Source organism: Enterococcus sp. AZ101, from assembly GCF_050499005.1.
Taxonomy (GTDB): Bacteria; Bacillota; Bacilli; order Lactobacillales; family Enterococcaceae; genus Enterococcus_L; species Enterococcus_L ureilyticus.
This window is the reverse complement of the sequence record NZ_JBMHEZ010000001.1, coordinates 516,587-533,721: the sequence shown is the minus strand read 5'-3', so window position 1 is coordinate 533,721 and position 17,135 is coordinate 516,587. Positions and strand designations below refer to the sequence as shown.

At 36.4% G+C, this 17,135-nt stretch carries 18 protein-coding genes and 1 CRISPR repeat array; of the genes, 4 read left to right on the top strand and 14 right to left on the bottom strand.

Features of this window, described 5'->3' with window-relative positions; all coding sequences use genetic code 11:
* Window positions 1–13: 13 nt before the first annotated feature.
* Entirely contained in the window at window positions 14–1,159 is a 1,146-nt protein-coding gene (locus IGJ50_RS02395; protein ID WP_429948720.1) for an ArgE/DapE family deacylase, read from the top strand.
* A 57-nt stretch (window positions 1,160–1,216) separates the two neighbouring features.
* On the opposite strand, the gene IGJ50_RS02390 is transcribed toward IGJ50_RS02395, so the two are convergent.
* Together IGJ50_RS02390 and IGJ50_RS02385 are read right to left on the bottom strand one after the other, a co-directional pair.
* A complete protein-coding gene (locus tag IGJ50_RS02390; protein ID WP_429948718.1) occupies window positions 1,217–2,476 on the bottom strand; it encodes an MFS transporter in 1,260 nt (419 codons plus the stop codon).
* Between the two features lie 264 nt (window positions 2,477–2,740).
* Entirely contained in the window at window positions 2,741–4,072 is a 1,332-nt protein-coding gene (locus IGJ50_RS02385) for a dihydrolipoyl dehydrogenase family protein (protein WP_069639404.1), read from the bottom strand.
* Between the two features lie 221 nt (window positions 4,073–4,293).
* Here IGJ50_RS02385 and IGJ50_RS02380 point away from each other — a divergent pair, with 221 nt between their 5' ends.
* Both IGJ50_RS02380 and IGJ50_RS02375 read left to right on the top strand, forming a co-directional pair.
* Window positions 4,294–4,563, top strand: a complete 270-nt coding sequence (locus tag IGJ50_RS02380; RefSeq protein ID WP_429948716.1) for a hypothetical protein — start codon at window positions 4,294–4,296, stop codon at window positions 4,561–4,563.
* A 387-nt stretch (window positions 4,564–4,950) separates the two neighbouring features.
* Entirely contained in the window at window positions 4,951–5,469 is a 519-nt protein-coding gene (locus IGJ50_RS02375; protein ID WP_429948714.1) for a LysM peptidoglycan-binding domain-containing protein, read from the top strand.
* 156 nt (window positions 5,470–5,625) lie between these two features.
* Here the strand turns inward: IGJ50_RS02375 and IGJ50_RS02370 are convergent, their stop codons facing one another.
* The 5 genes from IGJ50_RS02370 to IGJ50_RS02350 form a co-directional block, all read right to left on the bottom strand.
* Window positions 5,626–6,633 (bottom strand): ABC transporter substrate-binding protein, encoded by a 1,008-nt coding sequence (locus IGJ50_RS02370; protein WP_429948712.1) that lies wholly within the window; start codon window positions 6,631–6,633, stop codon window positions 5,626–5,628.
* Window positions 6,634–6,658: 25 nt separating this feature from the next.
* Window positions 6,659–7,435, bottom strand: coding sequence for an ABC transporter ATP-binding protein (locus IGJ50_RS02365; RefSeq protein ID WP_207120866.1), 777 nt, complete (start codon window positions 7,433–7,435; stop codon window positions 6,659–6,661).
* Between the two features lie 2 nt (window positions 7,436–7,437).
* On the bottom strand, window positions 7,438–8,529 hold the full coding sequence (locus IGJ50_RS02360; RefSeq protein ID WP_429948710.1) for a FecCD family ABC transporter permease: 1,092 nt from the start codon (window positions 8,527–8,529) through the stop codon (window positions 7,438–7,440).
* Window positions 8,530–8,564: 35 nt separating this feature from the next.
* The gene (locus tag IGJ50_RS02355) at window positions 8,565–9,188 is read right to left on the bottom strand and encodes a nitroreductase family protein (protein ID WP_429948709.1); all 624 of its coding nucleotides are present in this window, start codon (window positions 9,186–9,188) and stop codon (window positions 8,565–8,567) included.
* Window positions 9,189–9,385: 197 nt separating this feature from the next.
* Window positions 9,386–9,634 (bottom strand): fibronectin type III-like domain-contianing protein, encoded by a 249-nt coding sequence (locus IGJ50_RS02350; protein ID WP_429948708.1) that lies wholly within the window; start codon window positions 9,632–9,634, stop codon window positions 9,386–9,388.
* 244 nt (window positions 9,635–9,878) lie between these two features.
* On the opposite strand from IGJ50_RS02350, the gene IGJ50_RS02345 reads away from it, so the two are divergent.
* A complete protein-coding gene (locus tag IGJ50_RS02345) occupies window positions 9,879–10,244 on the top strand; it encodes a hypothetical protein (RefSeq protein ID WP_069639398.1) in 366 nt (121 codons plus the stop codon).
* A 99-nt stretch (window positions 10,245–10,343) separates the two neighbouring features.
* Here the strand turns inward: IGJ50_RS02345 and IGJ50_RS02340 are convergent, their stop codons facing one another.
* The 7 genes from IGJ50_RS02340 to cas4 all read right to left on the bottom strand — a co-directional run bounded on the left by IGJ50_RS02340 (window position 10,344) and on the right by cas4 (window position 17,134).
* Window positions 10,344–10,880 (bottom strand): HdeD family acid-resistance protein, encoded by a 537-nt coding sequence (locus IGJ50_RS02340; protein ID WP_429948707.1) that lies wholly within the window; start codon window positions 10,878–10,880, stop codon window positions 10,344–10,346.
* A gap of 254 nt (window positions 10,881–11,134) precedes the next feature.
* Window positions 11,135–11,749 (bottom strand): PepSY domain-containing protein, encoded by a 615-nt coding sequence (locus IGJ50_RS02335; protein WP_429948705.1) that lies wholly within the window; start codon window positions 11,747–11,749, stop codon window positions 11,135–11,137.
* Window positions 11,750–11,851: 102 nt separating this feature from the next.
* Window positions 11,852–13,231, bottom strand: a complete 1,380-nt coding sequence (locus IGJ50_RS02330; RefSeq protein WP_429948703.1) for a sensor histidine kinase — start codon at window positions 13,229–13,231, stop codon at window positions 11,852–11,854.
* Window positions 13,218–13,925: a response regulator transcription factor gene (locus IGJ50_RS02325; protein WP_069639394.1), complete on the bottom strand. Its 708-nt coding sequence runs from the start codon at window positions 13,923–13,925 to the stop codon at window positions 13,218–13,220. The genes IGJ50_RS02330 and IGJ50_RS02325 overlap by 14 nt, the downstream gene beginning before the upstream one ends.
* Before the next feature lie 150 nt (window positions 13,926–14,075).
* A CRISPR array of direct repeats spans window positions 14,076–14,986; the repeat unit is 33 nt; unit sequence ATTTCAATCCACTAGCTCTATACAGAGCTAGAC.
* Window positions 14,987–15,155: 169 nt separating this feature from the next.
* Window positions 15,156–15,446: a CRISPR-associated endonuclease Cas2 gene (gene cas2, locus IGJ50_RS02320; protein WP_429948701.1), complete on the bottom strand. Its 291-nt coding sequence runs from the start codon at window positions 15,444–15,446 to the stop codon at window positions 15,156–15,158.
* 9 nt (window positions 15,447–15,455) lie between these two features.
* The gene (gene cas1c / locus IGJ50_RS02315) at window positions 15,456–16,484 is read right to left on the bottom strand and encodes a type I-C CRISPR-associated endonuclease Cas1c (protein WP_429948700.1); all 1,029 of its coding nucleotides are present in this window, start codon (window positions 16,482–16,484) and stop codon (window positions 15,456–15,458) included.
* Complete coding sequence (gene cas4, locus IGJ50_RS02310; RefSeq protein ID WP_429948698.1) at window positions 16,481–17,134, bottom strand: CRISPR-associated protein Cas4; 654 nt, start codon at window positions 17,132–17,134, stop codon at window positions 16,481–16,483. Before cas4 ends, cas1c begins: the two co-directional genes overlap by 4 nt.
* Window position 17,135: the final 1 nt, after the last annotated feature.

The following is a 17,135-nucleotide window of genomic DNA, read 5'->3' as shown; positions in this document are numbered from 1 at the left end:
AGTGAATTCATTCATGGATAATCAAGAAGCATTACAATTATTGAAAGAAGTCGTCCAAATCAAAAGTGTTTTAGGACAAGAAAAACAAGTTGCCGACAAACTACAGGCTCTTTTTGAAACATATGATATTCCGTGTGAACAAGTCGAATACAGTACTGGTAGAAATCAGTTAGTCGCTACTTTAAAAGGAAATCAAGCTGGTCCGGTCTTGGGTTTTTCTGGTCATATGGACGTTGTGCCAGTTGGTGAAATTCCTTGGGATGAAGAGCCTTTTGCAGCAATTGAAAAAGAGGGTTTATTATATGGTAGAGGAACTTGTGATATGAAGTCCGGCTTGATTGCAGCTGTTGTTGCAATGATTCGTTTAAAAGAAGCTGGAGCAACCTTTAAAGGTACCATCAAACTTTTAGCAACAGTTGGCGAAGAAACAAGTGCGATTGGTTCTGGTCAATTAGTCGATCAAGGATATGCAGATGATTTAGATGCACTTGTAATCGGTGAACCTACAAATGTTGAAATCGGCGTCGCTCACAAAGGAGCTTTGTGGCCGCGGATCACGACTTACGGAAAAACAGCTCACGGTTCCATGCCGGATCAAGGGGTGAACGCAATTGAACATATGCTTTTAGTGTTGAATGCATTTAAAGAAACTTTTGATTTTTCACAATCAGTAGATGAACTCGTGGGCGCTTCTACTTCTAGCTTGGATATCATTAATGGCGGCAACGGTACGAATGTTGTTCCAGATAAATGTACAGTAGAAATCGATATTCGCACCATCAAAGCGCAAAATCATACAGAGTTAAAACAACAATTTGCTGATATGCTAGAAAAATTGAGTGCAACTGTTCCTAACTTTAAAGCTGAAGTCGAATTTATCAATGATCTCCCTTCAATAAAAACAGCAATCGATGATCCCTTCACTTTATTGACCCAACAAGCTGTTTCTGACGTTACGGGTAAGGATGCGAACACATTTGGCATGACAGGCTATACAGACGGTTCTCAATTTGGCCGTGTAAAAAAAGAGTTTCCAATTTTGATTTTGGGGCCAGGTGAAACTAAATATGCTCATCAGCCAAATGAATTCGTGAATATTCATGATTTTTACCAAATGATCACGATCAATGAAACAATCGCAAAATCATTTTTAAACTAAAATAGAGAAAATACAGACGAAGTTTACCTTTCTAATCTTCGTCTGTATTTTTCTCTATTATTCAGCGACTTCTTTTAATGCGACTATTTCTTCCGTGTTTGCTTCCCATTCACTAGTCACTTTTTTATAGCGATAGCGAATGATCACAGCTGCAACTACACCAATTGCTGTCAAGACAATGTTCAAGCCAAAAATCATAGAGACATTGATTTTTTCCAGTTGACCTGTAATATAAGGAATGACCATGACCGAAACAGACGTTGCAATTGAATAATAACTTGTGATTCGTCCTTTTCCCTTTGAAAATAGCTCTAATAACACCGCTAAACCTAATTGCCAAATCCCTCCAGCTGCGAATACCCCTATACCGATTGACGCTGCTAAAAACATCGGAACGCTTGGAAACAGCGTCATCCCGATTAATAAGACCAGTGAAATCACCGTACACCAAACGATTAATAAAGTCGGTGCTACACCTCTTTTTACAATCAAAGACGTCAAAAATACTGAGGCAAATGAACCAATGCTATACGCACTTACTAGCACCAAACTATTCGAATGATTCATCAGATTCAATGACTCAGCAAATGATGGCACCCATAAAATAAAAATATTAAAGGTAGATACACACGTAAAACTAAAAACCAATAACGCAATTCCTTCAACTTTGAACAACGGTTTTTTCTCCGCTGTATCATGGTCGTTTTCACTGATTATTGCGGCTTCACTTAGATCCGTTTCTATTCTTTGCGGAAATCCAAGTCTAGATATATACAATAAATTAAGAAACAGACCCAACGCACAGCCGATAAAAACAAGACCATAATAGATACCATTATCCAACATAAAACGAGTCAACAAGGGTAAGATGAATTGCCCCAAAGAAATAAAAGCTTTATTCAATACACTCAGGGAACTATTATCTTTTTCATTAGGATAAGCCTCCATCAAGGTTGGATAGGTACTCGTATCTAAAAAGGCATTACTAAAGCCAGCAAATAGGGCAAAAAAGAGTCCTTGTAAATAATTCTGACTGATCAAAATCCCAATGAAGAAAATCAGATAACTAATAATACCAAGCTGAACTGTTTTTTTACGACCAAATTTATCCGAAAAGTACCCTGCAAAATATAAAATCAAGACGCGTCCTAACCCAATACCGCTAATCACTAACGTTACTTGTTGCACAGTTGCTTGCCAACTATCCATCAAGGCATTTAGATTTTGAGATAAAATAATCGCTGCCATCCCTTGAAAAATGAAATTTGTGTATAAAGAACCGATCAAAGGTTTGTAGTTTTTTTTCGTTGTGTCCATCGCTATTCTCCTAATTGTTTAAAATTAACTTTGCTCAACATTTCACTATCTATAGTTTAAAAAGAAATGCCTATAATATCTAATGCTTTATTTTCATGTAATTGATAAATAAAATTTATTGATTATATGTATGAACTGATTTTCTAATTTTGAAGATAATTATTTTATTATTGCTTATGCTTTGCTACAAGTCAATGTTTTTTCTTATAATTATAATAAAAAAACTGTAAACGAGTCTAATAACTACTCGTTTACAGTTTATCTTTAATATAAATAACTCAAATCACTGGCTACTGTCGGAGAAAGCATGATCATACTATTGACTTTGTTTGCTGTTAATTTTTGATTGATCATTAATGTAAACAAATTAATCAATTGATCGGCTTCATTCCCTAAAACGGTTGCACCAACTAATAATCCAGTTGCTTTTTCACTGACGATTTTTGCTTTGACTAAAGACTCGTTGAGATGTTTATACGTAAACCATTGTGATAAGTCTAACTCTTTCACTTCATAGTTGTCATTAGCAATCATTTGGCTATCCGTTAAACCAACTTGTGCTAATTTGGGAGAACTGAAAATAATGGTTGGGATAGCTGGATAGTCAATTGCTCCTTGAATGCTTCCAGTGAAAAGTTTAGCAAGATAACTCCCTTCAAAACTAGAAACGGGTGTTAATTTAGGTTCTTTTTTTTGTACGCAGTCTCCTAAAGCATAAATAGTTTCCACAGTGGTTTGTAAATGATCATTTACGTTCACGCCTTTGAGTGTATACTCGACTCCTATTTTTTCCAATCCCAGATCTTCAAGGTTCGGAATTCGGCCCGTGGCACAAAATACACGATCGACGATTAAATTTCCCTGGCTAGTCAGCTCAACTTTAAATTGTCGTTCTTGCTTTGTGATTGTTTCAGCCGATTCATTAAAATGAAAATAAATTCCTCGTTGTTCAAGATTTCCAATCAGCTCATGTGTTAAAGGTTCATCAAACCCCTTCAATGGTCGATCGTTATGGTGAAGCAAGTGAACCTCACTGCCGCAACTATTGGCAATATTTGCTAGTTCAAGTGAAATATAGCCGCCACCAACAAACGCGATTTTCTCAGGTAGCTCCTTCATTGCCAAAAAATCAGTGCTTGTAGCGAAATACTCTTTTCCGGGAATATCTAATATAGCTGGTCGTTGTCCAGTCGCTAGGATAAATTTATCAGCTTGATACGCCGTTGATTCTACAAGAATTGTTTGCTTGTCTTTAAACACTGCTCGCCCTGTAATCGTTTGGATGCCAGAATTTATTAGTCCCTTTTTCTGCTCGGTTGGAACAGGTTTCGTAAAGGTTTCTTTAAAATCCATTAATTCTGCCCAATTGATTTTAGGAACACTGCTGAACCCACGATTTTGCAATTGAGCTAGCTTATCTTTCGCTTCAACCGCTCCATAGAGAACTTTTTTAGGATCACACCCTCGATTTGGGCAAGTTCCGCCCCAAAGATCAGCTTCCACTACTGCTACTTCATTTCCTTCTGCCGCCAGATCATAAGCTGCTGCCATACCGCCTGGTCCGCTACCGATAATGATTACATCAAATCGTTTCATGGTGATTTCCTCCTCTAATTTCTCTCATTTGAATCCTGTCATTCAAGTTCATTATAGCAATCGATCCCTGAAAGTGCATATGATACGACGCTTAAAAAACGTTCAGATGACAGATGCATCAATGAATCACTCATATTAAAAGGAATCATTGACCATAAAAATACTTCTCGCGCGAAACTGGGATCGGTAATGCTAGTACGCTAGGAGGCAGAAAACCGATCTTGCTACAATTCAATCCAAAAGCTGCATTGATTTTATCTTTTGATATCGGTGTAGATTATTTGAAAGAAATACTTGCTTATTTAGATGGAGAAGTCATCATGTCCTTACAACAGAAACGAATCGTGGTCTCAGCAAATCTAGCAGCCTTAGGAGAGTATGTCTTTTCTCTAGAATCCAAAACCTCAGTCAGTTTAAGTATTCATAGCGGAATTGCCTTGTGTTGCCAAAACTTTTTGAATATAAAAGAACTAAAGCTCTATTCTGCTTGATTTTAATTACTCATGTAATTCATCAAATAGGCTGTTATCCTAGCTTTTCTTTGCTATTTAGATGTTAAAAGAGTGACTAAAATTTCTGATTTCCCAAGCTTTTAGCACAAATAATTCCCTTTAATAAATAAACTATTTTTTAAAAATGATAAAAACAAAAATATGTTTTTTCGAAATAATAACTATAATTAATCAGTATAGATTGAAATAAAATGTTTTTTTATTTTTCACTACATTTTATTATATTCTTTTTTTACAAATTTCTTTTTAGTAAATAGTCACTCTATTTTTTTCCCCTTTGAGAGAGCTATAACATTGTGATATACTATAAATGCTTTGTTTTATAGTATTTCCTTATAAATTTGTTATGAAAGGAGTGAAACTATTTTGGAAGAAGAATACTCACGTCGGAAACAACAACGTCCGGCATCTACGTCAAAATCCATTGTAGTAATCGTTATTTTATTATTGCTGATAAATACGCTTATATTGGGTGTATTACTATTTCTAAACGTTCAAGCTACCTCTAAACATGAAGAGCAGTTAAACAGTATAGAAGAACAAGTTAGCCAACTTGACAAAGCACAAGTAACTAACAATACGGAACAAAACGTCTTAGCTAGCGAAAGCTCGTCCCAAGTAAGTACAACAGATGAATCTAGTTCGAGTACTGAAAGTTCAAGTGAAGACGTTCAAACACCTGCATCCTCATCAGAAGTTGTGACGCAAACTGAACCTTCAACAGAACCTGTCCAAACACCTGCTGCAACTACTTACACTGTTCAAGCTGGTGATACACTTTCTGTTATTGCTGAAAAAAATAAGCTATCGCTTCAAGATTTAATGACAAAAAATAATCTAAGTGATTCCACCGTTTATATCGGACAAGTCTTATCATTACAATAGCGGTCTATTTTCCCCTACATAACTAATTTAATCAAAATAGTTACACACTAAAGAAGCGGGCAGTAAACTGATTCTCAGTTTACTGCCCGCTTCTTTAGGTCATAAAAATACAAGTAAAAATACTCTATTTGATACTTTAAATTTTGGGGAATTAACTTATTTTGCTGGATACATTTCGTCCGCTAATTTTTCGATTCCCTCTAATGATTGATAACCATAACCAAACATATAATTATAATCCACAGCATAAACCTGTTTATTTTTAACAGCTTTCATACTAGAAAGTTTTTGATTTTTCAATACTGCATCGATCATCGTCTCCCCAGAGATTCCATCTTTCATCGTTTCCCAATCTGCTACAATCAAAACATCTGGATCTGTTTCGATTAATTTTTCAACGCTGACTTCACCTTTTTCAGCTTTGAAGACATTGTCTAGTTTTACCATTTTGAAAATATCATTGAAAAAGGTTTCATTATGAGCAGGGTACACATATAACTCTTCTGGATCTGTGGTATGAAGATAGGCAAATGTTTGATCATTTTTGATCGTAGCTAATTTCTTATTGAGCGTTGTCTGACGTTCTTTCAACTCGGACTTGAATGTGTTCGCTTTGTCCGCTACATTGAATACTTTTCCTAAATTATCGATATCATCATAAATCGAATCAAAAGTTCCACCTGTTACAGAGGAGTTCAAGACAAATGTTTTTATTCCCATATCATTTAGGGTGTCCACAGTCCCCACACCCCAATCTTGGTTATCAAATAAACCGCCTCGTCCGTAAACTAAATCTGGATCTACGCTTAATGCCATTTCTTTGCCAATATAATCCGTCGACAAATGATTCAATTGATTAAATTCTTTTTCAACCTCTTTATCTGGCGCTCCGAAAACAGCACCTACACCAACGATTTTATCTTTTAAACCTAGATGAAGTAGTAACTCTGCTGCAGGTTGCGTATTGGCTAGAACTTTTTCAGGAGTTTTCTCAAAGGTCTGCTCTTTTTTTTGCCAGCTTTCTGCGCCTTCGGCCTTAGAAAAATTCTGAACCGTTACAGGATAGCCTTCGCCTTGCCCTTTTTCTGTGGTTTGTTGAGTGGTTTGGCTGCAACCTGTTAAAAATAGTACACCTAATAAACTAATAATGTATGCTTTTTTCATTTTTTCGCTTCCTCTTCTTGTATTGTTACATTAGTGATTCACCTAAAGAATAGGCAAACCCTAAACGCTTGGTCACAGGGTTTTGATAAATCGTACACTTCACACCATAAATTTCTTCAATCAATTCTGCCGTAAATAATGCTTCTGGCTGTCCTTCTGCAATAATTTTGCCTTGTTTCATTGCATAGATATAATCGCAATAATGAGCGGCTAATTCCAAATCATGAAGGGCTGCTAAAACGCCGATACCCAATTGTTTTACACAACTCAAAATTTCCAGTTGATAACGAATATCTAAATGATTCGTTGGTTCATCTAAGATCATATAATTAGGTTGTTGTGCAATCGTTCGTGCTAAAATCACACGTTGTTTTTCACCGCCAGATAAAGATAAAAAACTCCGGTCACAATAGTTAGTCAAATTGGTTTTGGCTAATGCATCCATCACGATTTCAACGTCTGCTTGTGTATCCGATTCTAATAATTTTTTATGCGGCGTACGACCTAACAAAACCATTTGAAAAACACTTAAATCGAAATTCAACTCATTGAATTGATTGACGACGCCTAATTGTTGCGCAACTTTCTTTTCAGAAACAGCGAGTAAATCTAACTCATCTAAAAAGACACTACCTGCTTGAGGTTTGATGCCTTTATAAATTCCTTTGAGCATTGTTGATTTACCACAGCCATTGGCCCCAATGATCCCCACAAACTGTTGTTTTCGTGTTTGAAAAGAGATACTTTTAACGATTGCTTCTTGTCCGATCAGGATTTCTAAATCTTTTACATGTAATTCCATTGCTAGCCTCCGAAATTGTAGCCTTTTTTGACAATAATGTAGATAAATAATGGCGCTCCGATCACCGAAGTAATGATTCCGATTGGTAATTCAACACTTGGGATCAAGATTCTTGAAAGAACATCCGCCCAAATCATAAAAAGAGAACCTGACAAAGCTACGATCGGCAATAGACGTTTATGATCTGACCCCACCAACCCGCGAACAATGTGTGGAATAATCAGCCCGACAAAGCCGATCATACCAGAATAGGCCACGATCACACCTGTTAATAGAGCCGCCAATAATAAATACAGCTGTCGATACTTACTCAAAGGAACACCCAACGTAATCGCTGCCTCATCGCCTAATAACATCACGTTCAAGATACGGTGCTGAAATAAAAAGAAAACAGTAATCAATACAACAACCGTCGATAAAATCGCAAGTTTATTCCAACTAGCAGAAGCCAAACTGCCCATCGCCCAAAAGGTCACTGTTTTGATGCCTTCCGCGTTATTAGCTAAGTACACAATGAAACTAGAAATTGAACTGCATAAAGCGCCAATCACAGAACCTGATAAAACTAATTTTACAGACGTCATCCGTCCACCTATACTAGACAAGACCAGGACGCCAAAAGCCGCTGCCATGGCCCCGACAAATGCACCAAAAGCTAATCCAAACTGTGAAAAGATACTTCCTGTTCCAAAACCGACCAAAATCGCAAACGTCGCGCCTAGAGAAGCGCCTGAAGAGATTCCTAAAATATAGGGATCTGCTAATGGATTTTGTACAACCGCCTGCATTACAGCTCCAGTGATTGCTAGTCCCATTCCCACAAAAACAGCTAAAATCACACGCGGTGTCCGCACAAACCAAATAATATTTACCGCAGAATTACTTGTAATAGTATCAAGCGATCCTACTCTACCACTAGATACCTTACTCAATAAAATTTGAACAATATCCTCAATTGAAATATTCGCCTGTCCATTGATCAAAGAATAGATGATGGATAACAAAATAAAAAGGACTAAACAGACCAAAACTAATGGATAATAATGCTGTGTCTTCGCTTTGACTCTTGCATCATTTGACTTCATTACTTGCAAAAAAATACGCCCCCTGTATATCTGAAAAATCAACCTTACTCATTACTGCCACCGTTCTCTGCTAATTTCTCAACTAGCCCTGCTGTCCAGTTTTCTACTGGGATTCTGCGACTTGTTGGCAGTTTCATTTTGGCATCTACTAAACTCAGATCAAGTAAGCCGATAATTTGTCGCTGGCTTGGTACACCAACAGCTTTTTTAAATCCTTCATCGAAAATGACAGGAATCGTCCGCCAAGTGACACCGATTTGTTTGGACCAAGCTGCTAGTTGAAAATTTTGAATAAATGCTGAAACTGCAGCGACCGCTTCTAAGTTCAATTTTTCACTTGCATGAATAGGAGCCGTTACAATCAAGGTCAACGGAACATCTAGGAAATAATCCTGCGTTCTTTTTTTAGCAGTCGCTAGATTTTGCTGATCATATCGCGCCCAGATATCCAAACGATCATAGCTATTCATGATTTCTTCTACAAATAATTGCCGTTCTTGTTCTTCACTGACCGTAATGACTTCCCACGGTTCTTTTTTTGAATGATAAGGCGCATAGCTAGAAATCTCTAATAATTCCTCTATAACATTCATAGCAATATCCTGATCCAACAAGGTTCGGATGGTTCTGCGTTTTTTTATAATCTGTTCGATTGAATAGGTCTCCATCTTATTCCTCCTAGTCTTTTATTTTTTAGGACGAACACGTCCTTATCATGATGATTCCTCTTCAATCGAAAATGAAAATCATTCTCAATTAGAAATTAAGAGTACCATTGCACTATTTTTTTTGCAAGTCAAATTTGCTCTTGTTAACAAAAAACCGTAGCTCCAGATGATATCCAGAACTACGGCTTTCTCTAAGTTTAGCTTAATGTGAATCGTTCTTCTTGTACCTCTGTTACATTTGGACCTACAAAAACAATAAATTTCCCCGATTCTGCTGCAAAAAGCATTTCTTTGGTATAGAACTTCAAGTCTTCTCTAGTCAATCGAAAAGCAACTTCTTTTTCCTCATCAGAAGCAAGTTCAACTTTTCGAAAAGCTTTCAATTCTTTTATCGGACGCGCCACTGATTCCACCATATCTTGGACATACAATTGTACAGTTTCCACAGTAGTACGTTCCGATCTATTTCTCACCGTTACAGTAACCTGAAGCTCCTCTTCCATTGTTTTACTGCTGACTTGTGGTTTGCTATATTCAACTGTACTGTACGATAATCCATATCCACACGGAAATAATGGTTCATTTTTAGATTGAGTGAGCGCATGTTTTATGGTACGGTTAATAGTGGTTGAACTCAAGATTTTTAGGAATCATTCAATCTTATATTTGTTAGGGAAAAGGGGAAAAAAAATGAAAAAAATAATAGTAGCAGTAACTATTTTATCAATGCTGACTCTTGTTGGTTGTGGTAATTCAACTGGGGACAAAAAAACTTCCGAAAGTACAAAAACAGAAGAGCAATTTGAAAAAGAAGCAAAAAAACGCGAAGAAGATGCAAAAAGAAAACAAGAATTAGTGGAAGAAATCTCAATCATGAAAGAATCAATCGCCACTATGCAAAAATTCCAAAAAGAAAGTGAACAAATGGCAACCGAAAATACGTTTGAAGACATACAAGCGAATTTTGATGAAAGTGTTGCTGTAGGCAAACAAGGGATTGAAGATCTACAAAAACAATTAGCTGATGCTGAAGCCGAATTGAAAGAATTAAAATAATTAATGCTCTAAACCCGAAGAAACCAGGTAAAAAAAGTATTTTGCTCCTTCACAACGAAAAGGAACAAAATACTTTTTTTCTCGACTACATTTGTTCAATCACTTAATATTGCGCAATTGAAAGAACGAAACGATTTCGCCGATTCCCATGAAAATCAAAATACCACCAAACAATTGGAACAGTACTAAAAGACTGCTGAATGGATTGAATGTCAATACTAAGCCAGCAATGATCAAAATCACGCTGTAGATCAGCATTGGCAACCAGCTCACATTAACATAAGCTCGTAAATTAACGGATTGAATCGCACGTGTCACGCCCACGACAACGATCACTAACCCAAGGAAAATCGGTAAAATACTAACGATCTCCTTTGCAAATACCAAGACGATTCCTGCGATCACTAATAAAATGATTCCACCAAGAAAACTCATCCCATATGTTCCTGTTTCCTTTTTAACTTTAAAGCCATCATAAAGATTCAGTACACCCATAATTGCAATATAAGCAGAAATAAAATAGACAGCCCATTGAAAGACACTTCTTGGATTGATCAAAATCAAGAGCCCAAAAATCATATAGACAATTCCTCTTAAAAGCGCATATTTTCTTAATTGATCCATAACATTATTCATAAATATCCCTCCATTAACGTTTTACTTGTTTCACTATATATTGTATAGAATTTCTTTGAATAAAACGAATAATATGGTCTATTACATCTGTGACTTCATAATGAACATAGTCTTTTTATTGACTGTAAAAGATAAAGAGTCCGAAATTAAAGTGTTTATTTCCGAAGGAATTACTTTTTTCTCGCCATTTATTTGGATAAAGAGAACGCGAGACAAAACTGTTTTTTTAGTTTTGTTTCGCGCTCCATATTTTATTAATCATCCAATTCTTGTTCTAAGACATCCCCTGTTTGGGCATTGATTTTTACAGATACTTCTTTTTTACCTGCTTGGACTTTTACTTCCCAATAAGTAATGGACAAGTCACGTTCTAGTGACCATTCGATCGCAGTTCCCTCACCTACAGTATCTTGGGCAATTTTTGACGCTTCGTCAAGTATTTTTAGTTTGGTCAAATCTAGTGCTTCGTTTTTCTTTTCCACGCCATTTTGTTCATCTTGATCTAATGTTTCTTCACGATCTTTTGTTAATTCGCCAGTTTCAGCATGGATTTTCACTTCATATTCCTTTGAATCATCTACTCCTTTGATTTCATAATAGTAAATGCCAAACGAAGGATCTAAATCAAGGGACGTCACTGCTGTATTGGGATAGGCCGCTTCATAGGCTTTGATAGCTTCATCAACCGTTACTTTTATTTGACTTGTCTTAGTTGAATCACTTGCAATCGTGCCTGAATCCGTTGGCGTTGTTTGCTTAATAGAGCTGTTACTTGTCTGTGCTTGATTTTCCAGTGATTTGTTATTACTTGTACAACCTGCTAATAATAATCCTAAGCAGACTGTTCCAATCATCATTTTTTTATTCATTTCATTCAATCCTCTCTGTTTTCCATTCGCTTTATACCCTTATCTTAACAGTTAAACGACTCAATAAAAACAAATAAAGGTGAAAGTTAAATGAAGAAATCTTCATTTTTCATGATTTATAGTAAAGGACACGGTAAAACAACTTCCTAATGGAGCCTTATCCGTTACTGTGATTTCCCCTTGATAAAGTTCAACCAGCTCTTTTACAATCGATAGTCCAATACCAGAGCCAGGAATTTTACTAGAACGTGATTGGTCGACTCGATAAAAGCGTTCAAAGATTTTCTTTTTTTCTTCGTTTGAAATACCTATTCCAGAGTCTTCCACGACCAACTGAATATTGTTGGCATTAGAAAAAAGGGTTACACCAATTGTTCCTGTATCCTCAGTATATTTCATGGCATTTTCAATCAAATTTCTCGCTATTTGATAGAAATGTTCAGTTTGACCTGTGATCAATATCCCCTCTTCTATTTGAACCGTTACGTTTTGCGTACCCATTACACTTAACTCAGTGACTGTTTGTTGGATCAAGGAAGATAAATCAACTTCTTGTAAACTTGCTTGATTTGTTAATCGCCCTAAGGTTAAAAGCTGTTCAACAAGCGTCTCCATTCGTTTTGACTCTGTATCAATATAAGTTAGTGATGTTGGGATCACTTGTGGATGTGTTTTTCCACGACGTTTGATTAAATTGACATGTCCTCTAATGGCTGCTAGTGGCGTCCGCAATTCATGAGAGGCATCTGTGACAAATTCCTGTTCTCTTTTTAGAGATTGGCGTTGCTTTTCCAATAATTCGTTAAAAGACTGCGCTATATTTTGAACCTCCAAAGGTGTCTTAGAAACGGTTAGCTTTTGTTCAATGGCTGAGCTTTCCAGCTGACTGATTTCCTCGTTCATTTTAACTAATGATTGGCTAATTTTTCTAGAGAACCGATACGTGACAAACGCACCAATTAGGATTACGATCACAGTCAAAAAAAGGGTTAAAGAAAAAATTCTACCAATTACCTCAAATTGATCTTCTAGATCCACTAATATAGTAATGTGCGCATTTCTTTTTTGGAAACTTCTATAATAGTAAGGTTCCATTTCACTTGTCCATAAAATTTGATCAAACAAAATCAATTGTTTTAAACGAGGAAATTCAGCATATAATTCTTGAGCATCCTCTGAAGAAAAAACAGTCTCACCGCTAGTTAATCCCACCCGAATCAAGTAAGGTGAATTATCTGTTGCGCCATAATTCACCAAAGTCTTTTGCCATTCAACTGCCTCTTGTGCCTCATTATTTTTTAGCGATCCTTCTAGTAATACCGCTTGTTCCTCCGTTACTTCATACAATTCCGCAATTGTGATACCCATGATAGCAATACTTAAAATCACTATTGCTGAAACAAGCAGGCTGACAAAACGAACCATCAATTGAAATTGAGTCGTATTTTTTTGCTGCTGAAAAGTCTCTTTAATTCTCCTCATTATCTAACCTCAGCACATAGCCAACTCCTCGAACCGTTTGAAGTAATCGCTGACTGGGATTGCGATCCATTTTATTCCTAAGAGAACGAATATATACATCCACCACATTCGTTTGGCCAAAATAATCGTAGCCCCATACAGCATTAAGCAGCTCATCGCGCGTTAAAACGACTTCTGAGTGCTTCATCAATTCTGCTAGTAGTTCGAATTCTTTTTGAGTCAGTTGAATGACTTCGCCAAAACGTTCTACTACATGCTTGGTCAAATCTAGTGTTAAATCAGCATAGTGATACACAAACTGTTTTTGTTTTTTCTCTTGTTGTTCTAAGCGACGAATAATTACTCGAATTCTCGCTAATAATTCTTCTATCTCAAAAGGTTTTGTAATATAATCGTCCGTACCAGCATCTAACCCCGTCACTTTATCGGTCAACTGATCTCTTGCGGTCATCATAATGATTGGTACTTGACTAGTTCTTCGAATCCTTCTAGCAACTGTAATCCCATCATATTTTGGCAGCATCCAGTCCAGTAGCAGCATGGTGATTCTTTTTTGATTTTGTTTAAATAGTTCCAATGCCTGTTCACCATCCGAGGCGTAAAGAACATTATACCCTTCAAACCGAAGTTCCTCCGAAATGAAATTTGCTAAGCTCGCTTCATCTTCTATTAATAAAATGACTACTTCATTCATTCTCCCACCTACCTTTTTTATAGAGTACCTAGTAATTTAAGTCAGGTCAATCAGGAGATGATGAAAAAATCTTCATTTTGATCCTTTTGATTTGAAGTTGTTATAGAGCTAGGCTCAAAAAACTGATATTTTGGCAGCTGAAGCCGCTATATTTCAATCTACTAGCTCTATACAGAGCTAGACCTTTTGACATAGGGAAAACTCCTAACTGTATTTATATTTCAATCCACTAGCTCTATACAGAGCTAGACTGTAGAAACTATTTATTTTACTATGGATAATTTAATATTTCAATCCACTAGCTCTATACAGAGCTAGACAGAAGGACATGGTGATTGTTCAGGGGTTTTATATATTTCAATCCACTAGCTCTATACAGAGCTAGACACATCAAAATCTTTAAAAATGATAGCATTATTTAAATTTCAATCCACTAGCTCTATACAGAGCTAGACGCTAATAAAATTTATTATTCTTGGGACAATCCGAATTTCAATCCACTAGCTCTATACAGAGCTAGACAATCCAGAATTCGGTAGAACAGAACAAAAGATAGATTTCAATCCACTAGCTCTATACAGAGCTAGACCTACCAAAAACAGCTCTATCTCTAGCGACAATAGATTTCAATCCACTAGCTCTATACAGAGCTAGACAATTTCTACCAGTTTCTCTAGGTAATTTAAAAATTATTTCAATCCACTAGCTCTATACAGAGCTAGACGAAAAGCTCATGCAGCTAGTGGACGGCTTTGAGATTTCAATCCACTAGCTCTATACAGAGCTAGACAGGGGCAAGCAAGACCATGACAACTGCAATGTATATTTCAATCCACTAGCTCTATACAGAGCTAGACTTGACCGTGTGATTCTGATAAACCACTAGCATATTATTTCAATCCACTAGCTCTATACAGAGCTAGACATGAAAAATTTATAACTTTATTTAAAAGATTAAATATTTCAATCCACTAGCTCTATACAGAGCTAGACAAGAAGAGTGATGCAAAGGGAAGAGGTGAGAAAGTATTTCAATCCACTAGCTCTATACAGAGCTAGACTGTGAAATTAGCAAAAATATACGACATATTTTCACCTTTTCACAAAAAAACACTTGTAAAATTAAATTTCCATGAGAAAAACAGCTTTTTATTGATAAAAATGGCTAAATTTTGGTGCGGATCCCTTAGCGATTTCATGTACACTTAGGGTTCGCACTTAATTTTCTTTTTAATATATCAGTGGCGCTTCTACATCAAAGCTCTCCTTTGCCCCTATGTGCTCTACTTTATTTTGATAATTATTTCCTAATCGATAAATGCGCAAACTATCCAGCTCTTCATCAATTAAATCAATCAGTTCTTTCTTTAATTTCGTTAACTCCGTCGCATCAACAACACATTCAAAAACAGAATTTTGAACACGCTGTCCATAATCTTGGCACTTTTTTGCCACTTTTCTTAAACGACGAGTCCCATTTTTTGAACTTGTCGCGACATCATAAGTGATCAATACTAACATACTTTTCACCTACTTCCATAAAAATGGTGGATAACCATCTAAATCATCTCTTAAAAAGCGACTTAATAACAATGCCTGAGCGTAAGGAACTAATCCCCAATTGATTTTCTCACCTAAAAACGGATGCTGAATTTGTTCTTGTTTCTTCTCTTGCCATTTTTGAAAAAAGGTACGCCTACCATCATCCGTCAAAATGACTGCACTACTTTCTTTTTTGACAAAATCCTTTTCGGTCACCATTTTCTTATTAATCAACGTTAAAACAAAACGATCCGCATAAATACCTCGCAACTCTTCCATCAAATCTAATGCTAAAGAAGCTCTACCTGGTCGATCTTGATGCATAAAGCCGACATAAGGATCCAGTCCAACCGTTTCTAATGCAGCAGCACATTCTTGCGCTAACAAAGTATACGCTAAAGAAAGCATAGCATTTACATTATCCAAAGGCGGCCGACGGTTTCTACCATAAAAACCGAAATCACTTTTTTGCTGTAAAATCATTTGATCAAACAATAGAAAATAACGATTCGCAGCTTGTCCTTCGATTCCTCTTAATGTTTCTAAATCCCCAACTTGGCGAATATCTTCAATGTATTTTTTTAATTCGCCAGAAATTTGCTTAAAACGCTCGACATCAATTCTCATCGGGTTTTCTCTAGTCATTCGCTCCAACATCCAACGTTGATTGTACAATTTACCAATAATAAAATGACGAGCAATTTCTAAGCTTTCTGCTTCTGTATCCGATAGACGGTATTGCTTTTTCCGCAATGTGACATTACCAGTTGTGCCGCCAGTCACTCGACTGCCAAACTTACCAGAATTTGTTAAAAAGGTTATGCCTATATTTTTTTCAGCGCATTTACGCATCAACGCTGGACTAGCACCTAAATAACCAGAAGTGACAATCGCTTCTATATTATGAAGTGGAACTCTATTTTTCTGTTCATCAATTTTGACCACAATATTCTCACCGTCTAAAGCTAAATAGGCATCTCGGGTTGTTACAAATAAGGTATTCAACAGTTTTTTCACTCGCATAACCTCCGATCTAAGTAGCCTTTAACGGTTTGAACATTCATTAATTTAGGTAGACAGATATTTTGTAGGGAACATTTTTTACAAAAATTTCCAGTTTTAACCTTTGGCGTATAGCGTCTTTTCCAATATTGATGCATTTCTGCTACATTTTTTTGTAATTCTTCTCGTAAAGCAGGTGTAATTTCGATTTCTTCTCGGCGTTTTGTTTCATGATAATATAAATAGCCTTTAGGTACTTCACAGACTAACATTTCTTCTAAGCAAACGGCTTGAGCTGTTAATTGTAATATATCACTAAGCTCTTGTTTGGGTTTACCATGCTTGTATTCAACTGGTACAGGTAAATAAGTTCCCGTTTCTCCGTTTAATATTACACCGTTTGGATCTTGCACAAATTCCACAACATCACAGATTCCAGTAATTCCTAAAGTTGGTGAATGGATCGGCAATGCGCGAACAATCAAACGATCTTTGCGCTTTTCACGAATTGTTGGTTGATCGGCTTTTTCATGTAAATATTGACCTTCCAATGTCAGCACATTTTCTTGCCATTGCTGCTCAATATGGATCAACGCCCATTGACGACGGCAAAACAAAAAATGTTGGATACCTGAAATCATTAAATAATCTTGTTCATCGTACATA